The 18,361-nt window shown below is 33.5% G+C and carries 19 protein-coding genes; 9 read left to right on the top strand and 10 right to left on the bottom strand.

The window, feature by feature from the left end:
* Positions 1-177 precede the first annotated feature (177 nt).
* Together APR43_RS05260 and APR43_RS05255 are read right to left on the bottom strand one after the other, a co-directional pair.
* Positions 178-1,218: a PLP-dependent cysteine synthase family protein gene (locus tag APR43_RS05260; RefSeq protein WP_053473587.1), complete on the bottom strand. Its 1,041-nt coding sequence runs from the start codon at positions 1,216-1,218 to the stop codon at positions 178-180.
* 70 nt (positions 1,219-1,288) lie between these two features.
* Positions 1,289-3,424: a S9 family peptidase gene (locus APR43_RS05255; RefSeq protein ID WP_053473764.1), complete on the bottom strand. Its 2,136-nt coding sequence runs from the start codon at positions 3,422-3,424 to the stop codon at positions 1,289-1,291.
* Positions 3,425-3,493: 69 nt separating this feature from the next.
* On the opposite strand from APR43_RS05255, the gene APR43_RS05250 reads away from it, so the two are divergent.
* Complete coding sequence (locus tag APR43_RS05250) at positions 3,494-3,814, top strand: YbaB/EbfC family nucleoid-associated protein (protein WP_053473588.1); 321 nt, start codon at positions 3,494-3,496, stop codon at positions 3,812-3,814.
* A 134-nt stretch (positions 3,815-3,948) separates the two neighbouring features.
* Here the strand turns inward: APR43_RS05250 and APR43_RS05245 are convergent, their stop codons facing one another.
* On the bottom strand, positions 3,949-4,968 hold the full coding sequence (locus APR43_RS05245; protein ID WP_053473589.1) for a threonine aldolase family protein: 1,020 nt from the start codon (positions 4,966-4,968) through the stop codon (positions 3,949-3,951).
* Positions 4,969-5,312: 344 nt separating this feature from the next.
* Between APR43_RS05245 and prfB the strand changes: the two genes are divergently transcribed.
* The 3 genes from prfB to lpxD all read left to right on the top strand — a co-directional run bounded on the left by prfB (position 5,313) and on the right by lpxD (position 8,297).
* A protein-coding gene (gene prfB / locus APR43_RS05240) for a peptide chain release factor 2 (protein WP_108422250.1) occupies positions 5,313-6,411 on the top strand; the annotation gives its coding sequence in 2 pieces (ribosomal slippage) (positions 5,313-5,375 and positions 5,377-6,411; 1,098 coding nt in all).
* A gap of 109 nt (positions 6,412-6,520) precedes the next feature.
* The gene (gene msrB, locus APR43_RS05235; RefSeq protein ID WP_053473591.1) at positions 6,521-6,967 is read left to right on the top strand and encodes a peptide-methionine (R)-S-oxide reductase MsrB; all 447 of its coding nucleotides are present in this window, start codon (positions 6,521-6,523) and stop codon (positions 6,965-6,967) included.
* A gap of 331 nt (positions 6,968-7,298) precedes the next feature.
* On the top strand, positions 7,299-8,297 hold the full coding sequence (gene lpxD, locus APR43_RS05230) for a UDP-3-O-(3-hydroxymyristoyl)glucosamine N-acyltransferase (protein ID WP_053473592.1): 999 nt from the start codon (positions 7,299-7,301) through the stop codon (positions 8,295-8,297).
* Positions 8,298-8,518: 221 nt separating this feature from the next.
* On the opposite strand, the gene APR43_RS05225 is transcribed toward lpxD, so the two are convergent.
* The 4 genes from APR43_RS05225 to APR43_RS05210 form a co-directional block, all read right to left on the bottom strand.
* The gene (locus tag APR43_RS05225; RefSeq protein ID WP_053473593.1) at positions 8,519-8,725 is read right to left on the bottom strand and encodes a hypothetical protein; all 207 of its coding nucleotides are present in this window, start codon (positions 8,723-8,725) and stop codon (positions 8,519-8,521) included.
* A 2-nt stretch (positions 8,726-8,727) separates the two neighbouring features.
* Positions 8,728-9,039: a DUF3817 domain-containing protein gene (locus APR43_RS05220; protein ID WP_053473594.1), complete on the bottom strand. Its 312-nt coding sequence runs from the start codon at positions 9,037-9,039 to the stop codon at positions 8,728-8,730.
* 2 nt (positions 9,040-9,041) lie between these two features.
* Positions 9,042-9,500 carry a hypothetical protein gene (locus APR43_RS05215; RefSeq protein ID WP_053473595.1) on the bottom strand — a complete coding sequence of 153 codons (459 nt, stop codon included), beginning with the start codon at positions 9,498-9,500 and terminating at the stop codon, positions 9,042-9,044.
* A 67-nt stretch (positions 9,501-9,567) separates the two neighbouring features.
* Positions 9,568-10,158, bottom strand: coding sequence for a TetR/AcrR family transcriptional regulator (locus APR43_RS05210; RefSeq protein WP_053473596.1), 591 nt, complete (start codon positions 10,156-10,158; stop codon positions 9,568-9,570).
* 292 nt (positions 10,159-10,450) lie between these two features.
* On the opposite strand from APR43_RS05210, the gene APR43_RS05205 reads away from it, so the two are divergent.
* The 5 genes from APR43_RS05205 (at position 10,451) to hemN (ending at position 15,160) form a co-directional block, all read left to right on the top strand.
* The gene (locus APR43_RS05205; protein WP_053473597.1) at positions 10,451-12,079 is read left to right on the top strand and encodes an acyl-CoA carboxylase subunit beta; all 1,629 of its coding nucleotides are present in this window, start codon (positions 10,451-10,453) and stop codon (positions 12,077-12,079) included.
* Positions 12,080-12,201: 122 nt separating this feature from the next.
* Positions 12,202-12,624 carry a DoxX family protein gene (locus APR43_RS05200; RefSeq protein WP_053473598.1) on the top strand — a complete coding sequence of 141 codons (423 nt, stop codon included), beginning with the start codon at positions 12,202-12,204 and terminating at the stop codon, positions 12,622-12,624.
* A 114-nt stretch (positions 12,625-12,738) separates the two neighbouring features.
* On the top strand, positions 12,739-13,086 hold the full coding sequence (locus tag APR43_RS05195; RefSeq protein WP_053473599.1) for a hypothetical protein: 348 nt from the start codon (positions 12,739-12,741) through the stop codon (positions 13,084-13,086).
* 112 nt (positions 13,087-13,198) lie between these two features.
* Entirely contained in the window at positions 13,199-13,669 is a 471-nt protein-coding gene (locus tag APR43_RS05190; protein ID WP_053473600.1) for a hypothetical protein, read from the top strand.
* 126 nt (positions 13,670-13,795) lie between these two features.
* A complete protein-coding gene (hemN, locus tag APR43_RS05185; protein ID WP_053473601.1) occupies positions 13,796-15,160 on the top strand; it encodes an oxygen-independent coproporphyrinogen III oxidase in 1,365 nt (454 codons plus the stop codon).
* Here the strand turns inward: hemN and APR43_RS05180 are convergent.
* The 3 genes from APR43_RS05180 to ccoG form a co-directional block, all read right to left on the bottom strand.
* Positions 15,157-15,858 carry a sulfite exporter TauE/SafE family protein gene (locus tag APR43_RS05180; protein ID WP_053473602.1) on the bottom strand — a complete coding sequence of 234 codons (702 nt, stop codon included), beginning with the start codon at positions 15,856-15,858 and terminating at the stop codon, positions 15,157-15,159. The two genes, hemN and APR43_RS05180, sit on opposite strands and share 4 nt — an antisense overlap.
* A gap of 620 nt (positions 15,859-16,478) precedes the next feature.
* Positions 16,479-16,928 (bottom strand): FixH family protein, encoded by a 450-nt coding sequence (locus APR43_RS05175; protein WP_053473603.1) that lies wholly within the window; start codon positions 16,926-16,928, stop codon positions 16,479-16,481.
* Positions 16,929-16,941: 13 nt separating this feature from the next.
* Positions 16,942-18,360 (bottom strand): cytochrome c oxidase accessory protein CcoG, encoded by a 1,419-nt coding sequence (gene ccoG, locus APR43_RS05170; protein ID WP_053473604.1) that lies wholly within the window; start codon positions 18,358-18,360, stop codon positions 16,942-16,944.
* Position 18,361 lies beyond the last annotated feature (1 nt).

The following is an 18,361-nucleotide window of genomic DNA, read 5'->3' as shown; positions in this document are numbered from 1 at the left end:
ATATCTTACGTATAAATACGGTATCTTCAATCAAAATGAAATAATTAACATTTGTAGAAATTTAAACTTTTAAAATAATTGTAAACCATTTATTGAATTTCTTAATCACTTAAAAGTCAGCATAAAAAAACTCCATTCGCAAAACGAATGGAGTTTAATATTTAGAAAAATAGTAATCTATTTTACGAATTCAATTTTTTGGGTTTCTTCTTCATTAACACTGTCAAAGAATCCTTGTTCGTTCATCCAGTCATCACTGAATACTTTACTCATATAACGTGAACCGTGATCAGGGAAGATTGCAATAATATTGCTGTCTTTTGTAAATTCACCTTCTTCTGCATATTGTTTAATCGCCTGCATTACTGCTCCAGATGTATATCCAACAAATAAACCTTCTTTACGAGTGATTTCTCTTGCAGAGTGAGCACTTTCTTCATCGGTAACTTTCATGAATTTATCGATGATATCAAAATCTGTTGCCGAAGGAATTAAATTTTTACCTAAACCTTCTATACGATACGGGTAAATTTCTTTATTATCGAATTCTCTTGTTTCGTGGTATTTTTTTAATACTGATCCAAAAGCATCTACTCCTAAGATTCTAATATTCGGGTTTTGCTCTTTTAAGAATTTTGCTGTTCCGGAAATTGTTCCTCCGGTTCCGCTGCAAGCAACAAGATGTGTGATTTGTCCTTTTGTTTGTTCCCAGATTTCGGGACCTGTAGTGTTGTAATGGGCATCAATATTTAGCTGATTGAAATATTGATTGATATAAACTGAGCCCTTTGTTTCTTCGTGTAATCGTTTTGCTACATTGTAGTATGATCTTTCATCATCTGCAGATACGTGAGCCGGACAAACATAAACTTTTGCGCCTAAGCTTCTCAGCATGTCAATTTTATCTTTGGATGATTTTGAACTCACGGCCAAAATACAATTGTAGCCTTTTATAATGCTTACCATGGCTAAACTAAAACCTGTATTCCCTGATGTAGTTTCAATTATGGTATCGCCGGGTGATAATATTCCTTTTCTTTCGGCTTCTTCAATAATATATAACGCTATTCTATCTTTTGAGGAATGACCTGGATTAAAAGCTTCTACCTTTGCGTAGAAATTTCCTTCTAACTCTTCGGTGATTTTATTTAGTTTAATAAGCGGGGTATTACCTATTAACTCTAAAACATTATTATAAGCGTTTATTTCTTCTTTCATAAAAAAATAGTTAATCGAAGGTGTTTTTTACGCGCCTTGATAGGTTGCAAATTTAACAAAAAATTTCTAATTAGCTTTTAATTTTTTCTAAATCTAATAAAAAAGTAAATTCTTTTGCTAAGTCTTTTAAAGCCTCAAAACGTCCTGAAGCCCCGCCATGTCCCGCGTCCATATTAGTATCTAAAAACAATTGATTATTATTTGTTTTTAAAACTCTTAATTTAGCCACCCATTTTGCTGGCTCCCAATATTGTACCTGAGAATCATGTAATCCTGTCGATACATACATATTAGGATATTTTTGTGCTTTTACATTGTCATAAGGTGAATACGACAACATATAATCGTAATATTTTTTATTGTTTGGGTTTCCCCATTCGTCATATTCTCCTGTTGTAAGCGGAATGCTGTCGTCCAGCATTGTTGTAACAACATCTACAAAAGGTACCTGGGCTATAACTCCGTTATATAACTCTGGTGCTTCATTTACGATTACACCCATTAAAAGTCCTCCTGCAGATCCACCTTCAGCATAAAGATGTTCTGGTGACGTATATTTCTCGTCTATTACAAATTTAGAGCAATCGATGAAATCTGTAAAGGTATTTTTCTTTTTTAACAGTTTTCCGTCTTCATACCATTGTCTTCCTAAGTCTTCTCCTCCTCTAATGTGCGCAATTGCATAAACAAAACCGCGATCTAATAACGAAAGTCTTGTTGAAGAAAAATAAGTATCCATTGTAATTCCGTAAGAACCGTACGCATACAGCAATAACGGGTTTTTACCATTTTTATTCAATCCCTTTTTATAAATCATCGAAATTGGCACTTTTACACCATCTCTTGCCGTTGCCCAAACGCGTTCTTCGACATAATTTTCTTTGTCAAATTTCCCGCCTAAAACCTGTTGTTCTTTTAGAATTTCTTTGGTTTTAGTTTTCATATTAAAATCAATTACAGATGACGGCGTAGCAAGCGATTGATAGCTGTAACGCAGAATATCGGTATCAAAATCAATATTTGTTGTCGTAAAAGCATTGTAAGTTTCACTTCCAAAAGGCAGATAATAATCCGGTTCATCGTTCCATGGCATAATTCGAATATGATTTAAACCATTCGAGCGTTCTTCTACAACTAAATAGTTTTTAAAGATCTCGATATCTTCTAACAAAACATCTTCTCTATGCGGAATTACATCAACCCAGTTTTTTTTGCCTGTTTTATTTTCAGGCGTTTTCATTAGTTTAAAATTGGTTGCTTTGTCTTTATTTGTTAAGATATAAAATGAATCTTCATAATGAGAAATGCTGTATTCTAAACCACGAACACGAGGCTGAAACACTTCAAATTCCCCATCCGGATTATCTGAATTCAGTATCCTGTATTCTGTCGTTAAAGTACTCGATGAACCAATTACAATATATTTCCTTGATTTTTCTTTACTTACCGAAACATTAAAAGTATCATCTGTTTCATCATAAACTAAAACATCTTTTTTAGAATCAGTGTTTAATTTATGTCTAAAGATCTTATCAGATCTTAAAGTAACTTCGTCTTGTTTGGTATAGAAAATGGTTTTATTATCATTTGCCCAAACAGAAGCTCCCGTTGCATTTTCGATTTTATCTGATAAAATTTCTCCTGTTTCAAGATTCTTGATCTGGATGGTATAAATTCTTCTTCCCACGATATCAGTTCCAAAACTGGCAAATTTATTATCAGGGCTTATACTTAACCCCCCCAGTTTAAAATATGCGTGGCCTACAGCTAGTTCGTTACAGTTGAACAGAATTTCTTCTTCTGCCGAAAGGCTTCCTTTTTTTCGGGCAAAAATTGGATAATCTTTTCCTGTTTCAAAACGTGTAATATAAAAATATCCGTTATAGAAATAAGGAACTGATGAATCATCTTCTTTAATTCTGCCTTTCATTTCTTCATACAAAGATTCCTGAAAATCTTTAGTATGAGAGGTCACTTTCTGATAATATTCGTTTTCTTTATTCAGGTAATCAATAACTTCCGGATTTTCTCTGTCATTCAGCCAAAAATAATTATCGATTCGGGTTTCTTTGTGTTTTTTTAATGTTTTTGGAACTTCCTTGGCTTTTGGAGCCTGTATATTTTCTTGCATTGATTGAGCATTTGTTTTTAAATACGAAGGAGCAAAAGTAGTACAAACACAACAGAACAAAATTAATTTTTTCATAAAATATTCCATTGATTTAATACAGCAATATACTAATTTTGTATGAAATAATTTAAAAATCAACAAAAAATGGATTTAATGGGAATGATGGGTAAACTTAAAGAAACCCAGCAAAAAATTGAAGATACTAAGAAACGCCTTGATACTGTTTTAATTGACGAACAAAGCGCCGACGGATTATTAAAAATTACAATTACTGCCAATAGAAAAATAAAATCAATCTCTGTTGATGATTCTCTTTTAGAAGATAAAGAGCAACTGGAAGATTATTTAATTGTAACACTAAATAAAGCTATCGAAAGAGCAACAAGCGTTAACGAAAGTGAACTTGACGCTGTCGCAAAAATGGATATGCCGATGATTCCAGGGATGGATAATTTGTTTAAGTAAAGTGACAAAGGTTCAGAGTTGCAAAGGGACAAAGGTTTTTCTTATTGTAACCCAAAAAAAAGACGCACTATTTTTATAGTGCGTCTTTTTTTAACCTTTGTCCCTCTGAACCTTTGCAACTTTGAACCTCTTTCCTAAATTTTCGAAAACATCTCCAAAACATACGTATGCATTACTTCTTTATAATCTAAATGGGTAACGATTCTTAGTTTGTTGTGTCCTAAGGAACTTATTAAAATATTTTTTTGTTTTAATTTTTCAATCAAAAGCTGGTCGCTGTAACCTTCGGCTAATGAAAAAATTAAAATATTTGTTTCTACGGGCTCTACAGATGCAATCCAGGATTTTGTGCTTAAAATTGCTCCTATTTCTTTGGCTCTGCGATGATCTTCTGCTAAACGTTCAATATTATTCGCCAATGCATATAATCCTGCTGCGGCTAAATAACCAACCTGACGCATTCCGCCTCCTAATATTTTTCTGATTCTTAATGCTCGGTGAATATCTGCTTTGGTTCCCAATAAAACAGAACCAATTGGTGCGCCTAAACCTTTTGATAAACAAACCGAAATAGTGTCGAAAATAGCTCCAAATTCCTTCGGATTTTGTCTTTTGGCAACCAATGCATTCCAAATTCTCGCTCCATCTAAATGGAATTTCAAATTATTAGCATCGCATACTTTTTTTATTTCTCTTAAATCTTCTAATTCATAACAAGCTCCGCCCCCTTTATTCGTCGTGTTTTCAACACAAACTAAACTCGTTAACGGACTATGATAAAATTCGGGATCATTAATTGCGGCTGCCACTTGTGCAGCATTTATCATTCCGCGGTTTCCGTCTAATAAACAGCAGGAAACTCCACTGTTAAAAGAAACTCCGCCGCCTTCATAATTATAAACGTGAGCATATTTATCGGCAATTAATTGTTCTCCGGGTTGAGTATGCAGTTTAATTGCGGTTTGATTCGCCATAGTTCCCGACGGAAAAAAAAGTCCAGCTTCCATACCAAAAAATTCGGCTATTCTTGTCTCTAATTCGATAACCGTAGGATCTTGTTTGTATACGTCGTCGCCAACCTGAGCGTTAAACATATACTGCAGCATCTCATAAGAAGGCTTGGTAATGGTATCGCTAATTAAATTTATTTCCATATAAAAACTATATCTATTTTGGACAGCAAAATTACGTATTACTGTTTGTTATTAATCCCAAGTTTTAATAAATTTTAACTTGTGAATTACTTAGAACCAAATTAACGTAATATTTATAAAAAACATATAAAACTAGCATTAATAATTTCAAAAATTGATCTCTCGTTTTCAAAAACAATTCTATCTCCTTAAAAGGCCTTTTAGAGTTTATCTTATTTTGTATCATAATTTAATGCTGTATTCTAAAAACTAAATCTTATTTTTGTATAACGAAATTACGCATTGGTTTTTTGAATAAACCAACGTAATATCTGCAAAAAACAAATAAAACTACTTATTAATTTATGACAACAGCCGAACAAGTAAAAGGTATTGTGGAGCGCCTTGGTGCGTTGAGGAGGTATCTTTGACGTTGATGCCAAGCTAATCGAAATTGCAAACGAAGAAGAAAAAACTTTTGCGCCTGATTTTTGGAATAATGCCAAAGAAGCAGAAAACATCGTAAAAAATCTTCGAAATAAGAAAAAATGGATTGAGGATTATGACAAAGCTGTAACGCTTACAGATGAACTACAGCTGGCTTATGATTTTTATAAAGAAGGGGAACTTTCTGCAGATGAATTAGACGAACAATATGATACTACGCAAAGTCATATAGAAAACATCGAATTCAAAAACATGCTTTCTGACGAGGGCGACAGTTTAAGTGCTGTTGTGCAGATTACTGCAGGTGCCGGCGGAACTGAAAGCTGCGACTGGGCAGGAATGCTGATGCGTATGTACATGATGTGGGGCGAAAGTTATGGCTATAAAATAAAAGAACTTAACTTTCAGGAAGGTGAGGTTGCCGGAATAAAAACGGTAACTTTAGAATTCGAAGGTGATTATTCTTTTGGATACTTAAAAGGAGAAAATGGTGTTCACCGTTTAGTTAGAATCTCTCCTTTTGACAGTAATGCCAAACGTCATACTTCGTTTGTATCTGTTTATGTTTATCCGCTTGTTGATGATAGTATCGAAATTGACATTAATCCTGCCGATATCGAAATTACAACATCTCGTTCAAGTGGTGCCGGAGGGCAGAACGTGAATAAGGTTGAAACGAAAGTCCAATTAGTTCACAAACCAACCGGAATCCAGATTCAGTGTTCTGAGACAAGATCACAGCAAGATAACAGACAGCGTGCTATGCAAATGCTTCGTTCTCAATTGTATGAAATTGAGTTAAAAAAACAACAAGCACAGCGTGCTGATATTGAAGCCGGAAAAATGAAAATCGAATGGGGTTCGCAGATTCGTAATTACGTAATGCAGCCTTATAAATTAGTAAAAGACGTTCGTACAGGTTATGAAACCAGCGATGTCGACGGTGTAATGAATGGTAATATCGATCCTTTCCTAAAAGCATTTTTAATGATGATGGGACAGAAGGAGGAGGAATAAGTCACAGTGTTCAGTATTCAGTATTCAGTTTTTAGTGTTCAGTCTCGGTTTACAGTCACAGTAAACTTGAAACGTGAAACATGAAACCTTAAACTAAAAAGAAAAGATCATGATAAAATGGGCAGATGTAATTCATTTTACAAATAAAGGAAATCCGGCTCCGGAAAAAAGAGTGGAGAAAACGGAAGAAGAATGGAAACAGCTTTTAACTCCGGAAGAATATCAGGTAACACGTTTAAAAGGAACTGAAAGATCTTTTAGTTCTGAATTATGTAGTTTATTTGATCCCGGAATTTACGAGTGTAAATGCTGCGGAACGGTTCTTTTTGATGCAAACGAAAAATTTGAGTCAGGAACTGGCTGGCCATCTTTTACTCAGCCAATTAAAGAAAATGCAATTGGGTATCATGCTGACAAATCATACGGAATGATTCGTGTTGAAGTTGTCTGCAATGTGTGCGATGCGCACTTAGGGCACGTTTTTCCAGACGGACCAGAACCAAGCGGTTTACGATACTGCATTAACGCAGTTTCTCTATCGAAAATTAAAGAATAAATTCAGTAAGCGATTCCTTTTTAAAGTGAATCGCTTTTTTTTAATATCCACAAAGAGAAACAATTAACAAAACAAATGTAAATCATTACTTACCAAATAAATATATTTTTTTTCTGAAATCAGTTTTTAAGATAATTCATCCGAAAATATAACAGCCATGATTCAATTCATTAAAAAACCTTCAAAAAATTAATAGTTAAAATGTTAATTTTGTAATATTTAGACTTCTATTTTAAATAATTATTAAGAAACATAAAAATTTTATTAGGTAATTAAAATCTATTTTATTTTATTTGACGAAAATTAACCCTAAGTCGAATAAAATTTGTCAATGAGATCGTATTCAATTCAAGAAATTAATGAAGTAATTAATGGTGTAATTTACGGCACTACTTCACAGAGCGTTACCGCAACAGAGCAATTAGAAAAAGCTACAACTTCAGAAATTTCTTTTATAGGAAATAAGAAATATGAAAAGTACTGGTCGACCTCAAATGCTTCAATTGCTGTCGTAAACGAAGACATTTCTATTGAACCTGGAGAAAATCGCGCTTTTATTAAAGTGAAAAATGCCGATTTAGCCATGTCGCAAATTCTTGCCCTTTTTGCCCCGCCTACTCCAATTTTTCATAATAACATCCATAAAACAGCTACTATAGACGAAACAGCAATTATTGGCGAAGGTGCTAAAATTGGTGCCGGCTGTTATATTGGACCAAAAGTTGAAATTGGTGCCAATGCGGTAATTTACCCAAATGTTACTATTCTGGATGAATGTACTATTGGAAAAAACACTATTATTTGGTCTGGAACAGTTGTTCGTGAACGTTGTCATATTGGAAGTGATTGTATCATTCATCCAAATGCAACAATTGGTGCTGATGGTTTTGGATTTCGTCCTTGTTCTGAAAAAGGCTTAGTGAAAATTCCGCAAATTGGAAATGTAATCATTGGTAACGGTGTTGAAATTGGAGCAAATTCTTGCGTTGACCGCGGAAAATTCAGTTCAACAATTCTTGGAGACGGCTGTAAAATTGACAATTTAGTTCAAATTGGACATAACAGTAAATTAGGCCGATTCTGTATTATGGCTGGAAACAGTGGTTTAGCAGGTTCTGTAACTTTAGGAAATGGTGTTATCATTGGCGGAAGTGCTTCTATTAAAGATCATACCACTATTGGCGACGGAGCTGTAATTGGTGCCGGATCTGGTGTTACCGGAGATGTTCCTGCAGGAAAAACAATGTTAGGTTATCCGGCTGTTGAAGCTCGTGATGCTTTAAAACAATGGGCAATGCTAAAACGAATGGTTTGCGCTCCTAAAAAATAATCTGCAATTCTAAATATTTTTAAACACATAGAAACATAGATTTATATCGTTTCAATTTGTTAGAGATTAAATAAATGACACATCATTACACATAGCTATGTTTGTTAATGCAAGTGAAACGCCTTTTTAGAGAAACAAAATCTATGTTTCTATGTGTTTAAATTAATTATACGCAATCGTTTATATAAAAAAACATCCGCTGCAACGGATGTTTTTTGTTTTTATAAAGGTTCACATTCAAAGCCAATTACTTTCATTAAAAAAATTACCTTTTCGATAATATCATCTTTACATTCAAATCTTAGAATATTATCGCAATCCTCAAGATCAAAATTCCATTTTGAGTTAGGAAATAACTGATTCAGTTTTGGTGTAACCTTCTCCACTTTCGAAATATTATCAACATTTGTTTTGAATACAAAAATCATAACTAATGGTTTTGAATTTTACTTAAAATTTTAGAATCAATGTAAAAAGTTCCAAACGGAATCACGCAGGCCAAAAGTACTTTCCATGTTGTGTCTTTAAATTTCCAGTTCTGCTCTACTCCAACGCTCAATGTATTAAAAATAAAAAGCAGAAATAAAGCACCATGAACTGTTCCAACTGGTCTCGTTAAAAATGGCATTTCAAAAATATATTTCATTGGCATTGCTATAAAAAGCAAAATCAAAAGTGAAGTTCCTTCCAGAAATCCTATAATTCGTAATCTTCCGGTATTTGTTTGAAGTAAATTTTTCATAATTATCTAAAATAAGGTCGGTTTGCAAGAGGTGAAAATGGCCACGGAATGGCAATAAAAATAATTAGTAAGGCGACAGAAAACCATAAAAGCATCGTCCTGAATTTTTGATCATCAACAAGTTTTCTTTTGGCTAAAGCCGAACCAATTGTAATGAAAACTATTGCGATTAACATTAAGGCAATGTGAATAATCCCGAAGAACGAAGCATCTAAATTTTGAACCGCTTCTTTAAAATTCTTCCAGAAATATTTCACAATCGGGCTTTGCACATAAACTAATATTCCAAAAATAAGCTGAATATGAGCAATTGTAGCCGTCCAATGCCGGATGAGGTTATCTTTCTTGGTAAAAGGAAGTTTTTGAGAATAACCTTTGTAAGCTGTATAAATAGAATATAACAAGCTTACCAATACGAACCATCTTATAAAAGAATGGCATACTAAAAGAGATTGATACATTGTTTTTTGATTAAGACAATGCAAATATATTTAAAAACATACTAAGTAGTATGTTTTAAATATATTTTTATTTCAAACCATTCAAATAGCTTTTAAGCTCCTTTAAATAAACAAGATAAGACGAATTATCATTTTGAAGTTTTCCAAAATTTCGTATTCCCCAATAACCGGAAAGGATAAAAAAAGCGACTTGTTCACTCACTACATCTTTGCGAATCAAACCCGATTCTTTCCCTTTTTCTATTGAATTTATAATTTTCTTTTTCCATAAATCGACCAATTCGGCCAAAGCTTCACTAAACCTATTATTCCAGGGCGTCATTTCCTGTGTAAGATTTCCAACCGGACAGCCATATTTTACCTGCAAAAAAGGATCTTCGAGTAATAAATACGAAATCATATTATAAAAATCCTCAACTGGATTTTGAGAAGCTTCAGTTGGTTTTATAAAATTTTCCTGCATAGTCGGTTTTAGAATTTCTTCTATAATCGCAATTCCCATTTCATCTTTAGTTTTAAAATGGTAATAAAAAGCGCCTTTTGTAACTTGAGTTGTTGCAATAATTTCATCAATACTTGTGGTTTGATAACCTTTGGTATAGATTAATTCAAATGCTTTATGGAGAATCGTAAGTCGGGTATTTGCAGCTTTAGACATAAAAAATACTAGTTAGTATGAAAAAGCAAATTAAAGAAAAATAATTGGTGTAATTAGTTTTAACACATAGAAACATAAATTCAGCAAGCATGAAAAGGCATTTCAATTGTTTAATTAAGCTATGTGTTAGAAACTAGTTTCTTTTTACCCCCTTCTTTAAACTATAAATCCTATGTTTCTATGTGTTTAAATAAAAAACTTATAAACTTTTTCTTAATTCACAAAGCAATCGGTTTATTTCAATGGATTTTGTAAATTAGCCAACACTATTTTGTAAAATCAATATTATATCATGGATTTAAACTTCAATAAAAACGAAGATCACAATAAACTATTACTTTCAGAACTAAAACAAAAATTTGCCAAAGTAAAACTAGGCGGCGGCGAAAAACGAATCGAAAAACTACATGCCGAAGGAAAGATGACGGCTCGTGAGCGTATCGCTTATTTATTAGATGAAAATTCAGAAAATATTGAAATTGGCGGTTTTGCCGGAGAAGGAATGTACGCTGAACATGGCGGATGCCCTTCCGGCGGAGTTGTTATTAAAATAGGATATATAAGAGGGAAACAATGTATTGTCGTTGCTAATGATGCTACCGTAAAAGCTGGTGCATGGTTTCCTATTACAGGTAAAAAAAACCTGCGTGCACAGGAAATTGCAATGGAAAACAGACTTCCTATTATTTATTTAGTAGACAGCGCCGGAGTTTATCTGCCAATGCAGGATGAAATTTTTCCTGATAAAGAACATTTCGGACGCATCTTTAGAAATAATGCTCAAATGAGCAGTATGGGAATAACGCAAATCGCTGCCGTCATGGGAAGCTGCGTTGCCGGAGGTGCATATCTGCCAATTATGAGTGATGAAGCTTTAATTGTAGATAAAACGGGCAGTATTTTCCTTGCTGGAAGTTATTTGGTTAAAGCTGCAATTGGAGAAACTATTGATAATGAAACTTTAGGCGGCGCAACAACACATTGCGAAATTTCCGGAGTTACAGATTATAAAGCTAAAGATGATAAAGACGCTTTAGATAAAATCAAAAATATAGTCGATAAAATTGGCGATTTTGATAAAGCGGGATACAGCCGAATCAAAGCTGAAAAACCTGCTTTAGAACCAAAAGACATTTACGGAATTTTACCAAAAGCGAGAAACGAACAATACGATATGATGGAAATCATCAACCGTTTAGTCGATAATTCAGAATTTGAAGCTTATAAAGACGGTTATGGTCAATCGTTAATTACGGGTTATGCCCGAATTGACGGCTGGGCAGTTGGAATTGTAGCCAATCAGCGTAAAGTGGTAAAAACCAAAAAAGGTGAAATGCAGTTTGGCGGTGTAATTTATTCTGACAGTGCTGATAAAGCAACCCGTTTTATTGCAAACTGTAATCAAAAGAAAATTCCGTTAGTATTTTTGCAAGACGTTACCGGATTTATGGTAGGCTCAAAATCAGAACATGGCGGAATTATTAAAGACGGTGCCAAAATGGTAAATGCCGTAAGTAATTCGGTTGTACCAAAATTTACTGTTATTGTAGGGAATTCGTATGGAGCAGGAAATTATGCTATGTGCGGAAAAGCCTATGACCCAAGATTAATATTTGCGTGGCCAAGTGCAGAACTTGCTGTTATGGGCGGAACGCAGGCTGCCAAAGTTTTAGCACAAATCGAAGCTTCTTCGCTTAAAGCAAAAGGAGAAGTTGTCGATGAAGCCAAAGAAACAGAACTATTCAACAAAATAAAAGCACGTTACGACGAGCAGACTTCGCCTTATTATGCCGCATCAAGATTATGGACAGATGCAATTATCGATCCGCTGGATACCCGCAAATGGATCTCAATGGGAATCGAAGCTGCCAACCATGCCCCTATTCAAAAACCATTTAATCTTGGCGTAATTCAGGTTTAATATTCCACAATTATAGATAACGTGTTAAATAAATAGTAAAAAACTTATTTTCAGATACTTAAATTAAGTATATCATTAAAAATTAGTAACTTTATATATATAATTTTTAATCACGTAGTATCATGGAAAATGTCAAAAGCTTAAATAAGTGGGCAAATGCCCATACTTATTTACCAGTAGATTTAGTACGTATAATATTGGGTGTTTTTTTATTTATGAAAGGAGTTTCTTTTGTAACAAACGTTCAATATTTACATGATTTAATATCTCCAATTGATCGGTTCGGAGGCGGAATGTTTCTTCTGCATTATATCGCACCGGCGCACATGATTGGAGGCATAATGATTGTTTTTGGGCTACTTACCCGCTGGGCAATTGCAGCTCAATTACCAATACTATTTGGAGCTGTTCTCGTAAACTTTATGGGACACATGCATTCTGAAAGCTTAATTCTTGCAATTGTAGTTTTACTCATTTGCATCTTCTTCTTATTTTACGGAGGAGGAAAACATTCAGCCGATTATTATTTTAAAATGCAGCAATAAAAATATTTTATCCTCAACTTTTAAAAGTTGAGGATAAAATATTAAAGTCATTTTTAAGAAGTAATTAGCACTTAAAATTTTATTTATTGTGTTTTATGAACTAAATTCGCCACAATGAATTGGATTCGTAAAACCATACTTTTTGTATCACTTTTGATCATAGGACTTTTTGCCGCTCAGGCAAACGAACTTCCTGTGCAAAAAGCGGAAACCCAAAAAACGGATACCAATTTCTCTAAAGAAACCGCAGATTCATCAGCATTTATTCAGCCACAGGGAAGTTATCACTTTGCGGCAAATATTAAGACAGATCATCTCGCGTCAATTAAATGGTTTGATTCCTTACTTATAGTTGTTCCACAGCATAAAGTAATAAAATCAGCCTTTAACTTTACAAACCCATTTCCTGCACAGAGCAAAAAAATCTCATTAATGCTCTATGCCTTCCATTTTTTCTGGTAATTAAACTTTGAAATTTTAATCTGGCGAAGCAATTCTTCACCAGCAATTAAACCGTTTCTATCCCGAAACTGTTTACTATTTCATATTATTTACCAAATTTTAAAAAAGAAACATGGAAACAAGTGTAACCATAATTGGTATTGTGATTGCGGTCATAGTAGCCATTCCCATATATTTTTCAGCACGATCGAGCAAAGCAAACAAAACAAAAATTTTAGACATCAAGAAAAAATTCAATCCAAATAATCCTCAGGAATTTGATTTGACTGAATCTCAAAGCAATAAAACGTTAACGATCGATCAAAAAAACAGAAAGTTTATTTTGATGAACTTCAATCCAAATCAACAAGAATCAACTTATGTCGATTTGAAAAGTGTTTCATCTTGCAAATTAGTTTTAACTACAGAAGGAAACTCAGATACAATTGTAAAAATTGATTATGAATTTCAGGATAGAGAAACTTCTAAAAAAATTACAATTCCATTCTATGATTTTGATGATGACCGCATCAAACAAATAAGCGCCTATCAGGATCATATGTTTGCGAAAAAATGGCTTAAAATCATTCAGGATTCTATTTAGTGTTAGTTATTTAATTCAGTAGAAAGAGGCTCTTTATGAGTCTCTTTTTTTTGTCTCATACATGATATTTGTCATTTTATGTCTGTGGTTCAAACAGTAATTTTGATATAAACTAAATCCGTCTTTATGAAAATTTCATTGACCCAGAAATACAATGTACCTGGCCCAAGATACACTAGTTATCCTACGGTTCCTTATTGGAATGAGACCGCTTTCACAGTTGGAGAATGGAAAACATCTTTTCAAAAAGCATTTGCCGAAAGCAATTCAAAAAATGGAATTAGTCTCTATATTCATCTTCCTTTTTGCGAAAGCATGTGCACCTTTTGCGGATGCAACAAACGAATTACAAAGAATCATTCTGTTGAAGAAAAATACATTCAGGCTCTTTTAAAAGAATGGAGTTTGTATTGTAAACAACTGCCCGAAAAACCTTTTATTAAAGAAATACATTTAGGCGGAGGAACGCCTACTTTTTTTTCAACCAATAACTTGGAACATCTTATAAATGGTATTTTTAGTTTTGCTAATAAAGCTGAAAATCATGAATTTAGTTTTGAAGGACATCCTAATAATACAACTTACGAGCAACTCAAAAAATTATATGATTTGGGCTTTCGCCGAGTGAGTTTTGGTGTTCAGGATTATTCAGAAAAAGTACAGAAAGCCATTAATCGAATTCAGCCTTTTCATAATGTTGCGAAGGTTACTTTTTGGGCAAAAGAAATTGGTTATAAATCTATCGGGCACGATATTATATTTGGATTGCCTTTTCAAACATTAGATGATGTTGTTGATACCGTTGAGAAAACAAATTCCTTAAAACCAGATAGACTGGCTTTTTACAGTTATGCTCACGTGCCGTGGATTAAAGGAAATGGACAACGCGGATTCAACGATGAAAATCTTCCAAAAGATGCTGAAAAACGACAGCTTTATGAAATTGGCAAACAATTGCTTTCAACCAATGGTTATAATGAAATTGGAATGGATCATTTTGCTTTATCTTCAGACAGTTTATTTCATGCTGCGCACAACAAAAAGATGCATCGAAATTTTATGGGTTATAGTGCTTCAAAAACACAACTTATGATTGGTTTAGGTGTTTCTTCAATCAGCGACAGCTGGTATGGTTTTGCACAAAACACTAAAAATTTGGAAGATTATTATCAGTTATTAGAATGGGATCAGCTTCCGGTTGTAAAAGGTCACATTTTAACTGATGAAGATCTTATCATTAGAAAACATATTTTGAATTTAACATGCGAGCTTGAAACTTCCTGGAGTAAAAATTCTTTATATTTTAAAGAATTGCCTCAAGTTTTAATGGACCTGAAAGAAATAGAGAACGATCAATTAATTGTAATTGAAGAAAACAGAATCAAAATCACTGAAGCCGGAAGACCGTTTGTCCGTAATATTTGTATGGCTTTTGATTTACATTTAAAAAGAAAATCACCGGAAACAAACTTGTTTTCGATGACAGTTTAATGACAATTAGGAGTTCCCTGAACAAACAAACTCATATTTGAAGGAGATAAATAGGGAATTCCTAAACCTAAACCTCTTAGAATAAATAATACTCCAATTATAACGGCAACATAGGGAATTGCTTTTTGAATTTTACTTCGAAATGGTAATTTTAATAATGAATTGACGTAAACTACAACTGTCATTAACGGAATAGTTCCTAATCCGTACAATAACATATACAAAATTCCAAAGCCGGCACTCTGCATAGCGATTGCTCCAAATAAAGCAACATATACCATTCCGCATGGCAAGAATCCGTTTAACAAACCAATTGTAAAAAGAGATTTGTAGCTTTTCTTTTTAAACTGGCTTCCTAAACTTGTTTTTATATTTGAAATAACTCTGTAAACGGGTTTTGAGAAATTGTATTTGGCGAATACTTTTTCAGGTATCAGAGCAATTAAAATCATTGCAATACCAATAAAAATAGACATTTTTTGCTGCATTCCTGCTAAGAAAAAACCTTTTCCCAGTAATCCGAAGATTAAACCAATTGCTGAGTAAGCGGTTAATCTTCCTAAATGATACGTTATAATCTGTGTTACTTTTTTAGCTTCATTTCGATAATCAACTGGAAGCATCATAGCAATTGGCCCGCACATGCCAACACAATGCAGACTGCTGATAAGACCTAATATGAATGCTGAAAATAACATTTTTATTGATTTTTATTGATGAATTTTCGATTATCATGTGTCCCTGCGGGACACTTTTTTGTGGGATATTACATTTTTTTTCTACCAATGAATTGTTCCTAACGGAACATATCTCGTAAAATTTAATATCGATAAAAGAGAATATATAAAATACCTTTAGTCCCTATGGGACATTTACATATTATCGATATGTTTTTTTCTATCGATATGTTGCTCCTAACGGAGCAGATTTTATTGAAATTAATTAGCGATATTTTCCTTCGCAGCATATTATTCAAACATATCTCGTAGAGATAAATATCGGTAAAAAAGAAAATACTCGAATACTCTATTGTCCCGTAGGGACTAAACATTTTGCCCAAAAGCTAAATCAATATTAACGTATAGTCCCTACGGGACATTTTACATTATCGATATGCTTTATTTCTCCCCATATGTTGCTCCTAACGGAGCATGTTTTTTACTATATAACTAATAATCTATTTTATAAATCATTTATTATTACCGATGAGTTGTTCCTAACTGGACATATCTAGTAGAGATAAAATATCGGTAGAAAAGAAATAGTCGAGTACTTCTATTGCCCCGTAGGGACTAAACTTTACGCAAAAAAGACTAAATCACTTTACGTAAATAACTTCTTTTGTCAGGTATTTTTTCCCTTCATACTGCCATTCCATATTAACATCCCAACGACCTTTGATTAGTTTTTTATGCGGAATTAATAATGAAGAATTAGTCAAAACAATTTCTGTATTAAAATCGAATTTCTTGTTTGAAGGTCGGTACAACAAAATATTTCCTTTTATTTTATCACTTTCAAAAGTGGCAGGAAAAGTAACTTTTACACCATCTTCTTCAAACTTTACTGAAGGTTTATGCTGTAAATCATGTGCATTTTGAATTCTGGCCATTTCTTCCTGAAAATGGGTGTCGTGTTTGTAATATTCTTCTACAACCAAGTCGTTGTCATATTTACTATTCGATTGTACTTCAAAAACAAAGTATAGTATAAACGTCATAAACAAAGCAAATGCAATGACAATTCCGGTTCCCCAATTAATTTTCATAATACTGTATTTTTTAATTAAAACTTCGTGGCCCTAAGAAATTTGTAGTGGTTGTTTCCAGCAGTTCCTTGCCGTTATACACACCAATTTTTACATTCGTTTTATCACTTTCCAGTAAAACTTCATCTATTTCGATAAATAAAGTTCCTTGTGAAATAGCTTCTTTTGCCACTTTAAAATGCTCTTTCCCTACATTGTTAATTTCACCTTTCTGATCGATTAATTCAAAATGAATATCGTTATAATCTTTCATGGTTTTGTTGACAATTTTATAAGTATAAACATTACTTATTTTATCTCCTTTATGCTGAAAAAGCTGTCCTGGTAATCGCAGGATAACGGCCTGAACATCTGTTCTTAAAAATAGCATTCCAACAAAAATACCTGATAAAATGAAAAGAACGGCGCTGTAACCTTTCATTCTGGCAGTAAACCTAAAAGGTTCTTTTTTAACGATTTCATCTTCTGATGCGTAACGAATAAGACCTTTTGGCAATCCTACACTTTCCATTATATGATCGCATTCGTCAATACATGCGGTGCAGTTTGTACATTCTAACTGAGTTCCGTTTCTAATGTCAATTCCCATTGGGCAGACATGAACACATTGAAGGCAGTCAATACAATCTCCTTTTCCGGTTGAAGCTCGATCTTCTTTTTTATTGAATTTTGCTCTTCCCGCTTCTTTTTCTCCTCTCACAAAATCGTACGCAACGTTTATAGATTTATTATCTAAAAGAACGCCCTGCAGCCTTCCGTAAGGACAGGCAATTATACAAACCTGTTCACGGAACCAGACAAAAACAAAGTAAAAAACTCCGGTAAAAATAAGTAGTGCAATAAAATTACTCGCCTGCTGAATTGGACCTTGTTCCACCATTAATAGTAAAGAATCACTTCCCACTAAATAAGCCAGAAAAATATTTGCAATTCCAAAAGAGATCAAAAAGAAAATCGTCCATTTAGTCAATCTTTTTCTGATTTTTTCAGCGTTCCATTCCTGTCTTGCCAAGCGGGATTGTGAACCGCGGTCGCCATCAATCCAATATTCGATTCGTCGAAAAACCATTTCAAGAAAAATGGTCTGCGGACAAATCCATCCGCAAAATATTCGGCCAAAAACAACGGTAAATAAAAGTACAAAGACAACGCCAATAAGCATTGAAATTACAAAGAGGTAAAAATCTTGCGGCCAAAAAGGGAAGCCGAAAATATTAAAACGACGTTCAATAATATTGAACATCATAAACTGGTTTCCGTTTACTTTTATAAACGGATTTATTATCAAAATTGCCAATAAAATGTAACTGACAATTTTTCGGTAATCATAAAATTTACCAGACGGTTTCTTTGGAAAAATAAATTTCCTTTTACCACCTTCATCTATAGTTCCAATGGTATCTCTAAAAGCTTCGTCTGGTAAATTTGACATG

Origin of the sequence: Flavobacterium sp. NLM (genome assembly GCF_002210235.1) — a bacterium.
Classification (GTDB): domain Bacteria; phylum Bacteroidota; class Bacteroidia; order Flavobacteriales; family Flavobacteriaceae; genus Flavobacterium; species Flavobacterium panici.
The sequence above is the reverse complement of the archived record's forward strand: the minus strand, read 5'-3'. Positions and strand labels throughout refer to the sequence as shown.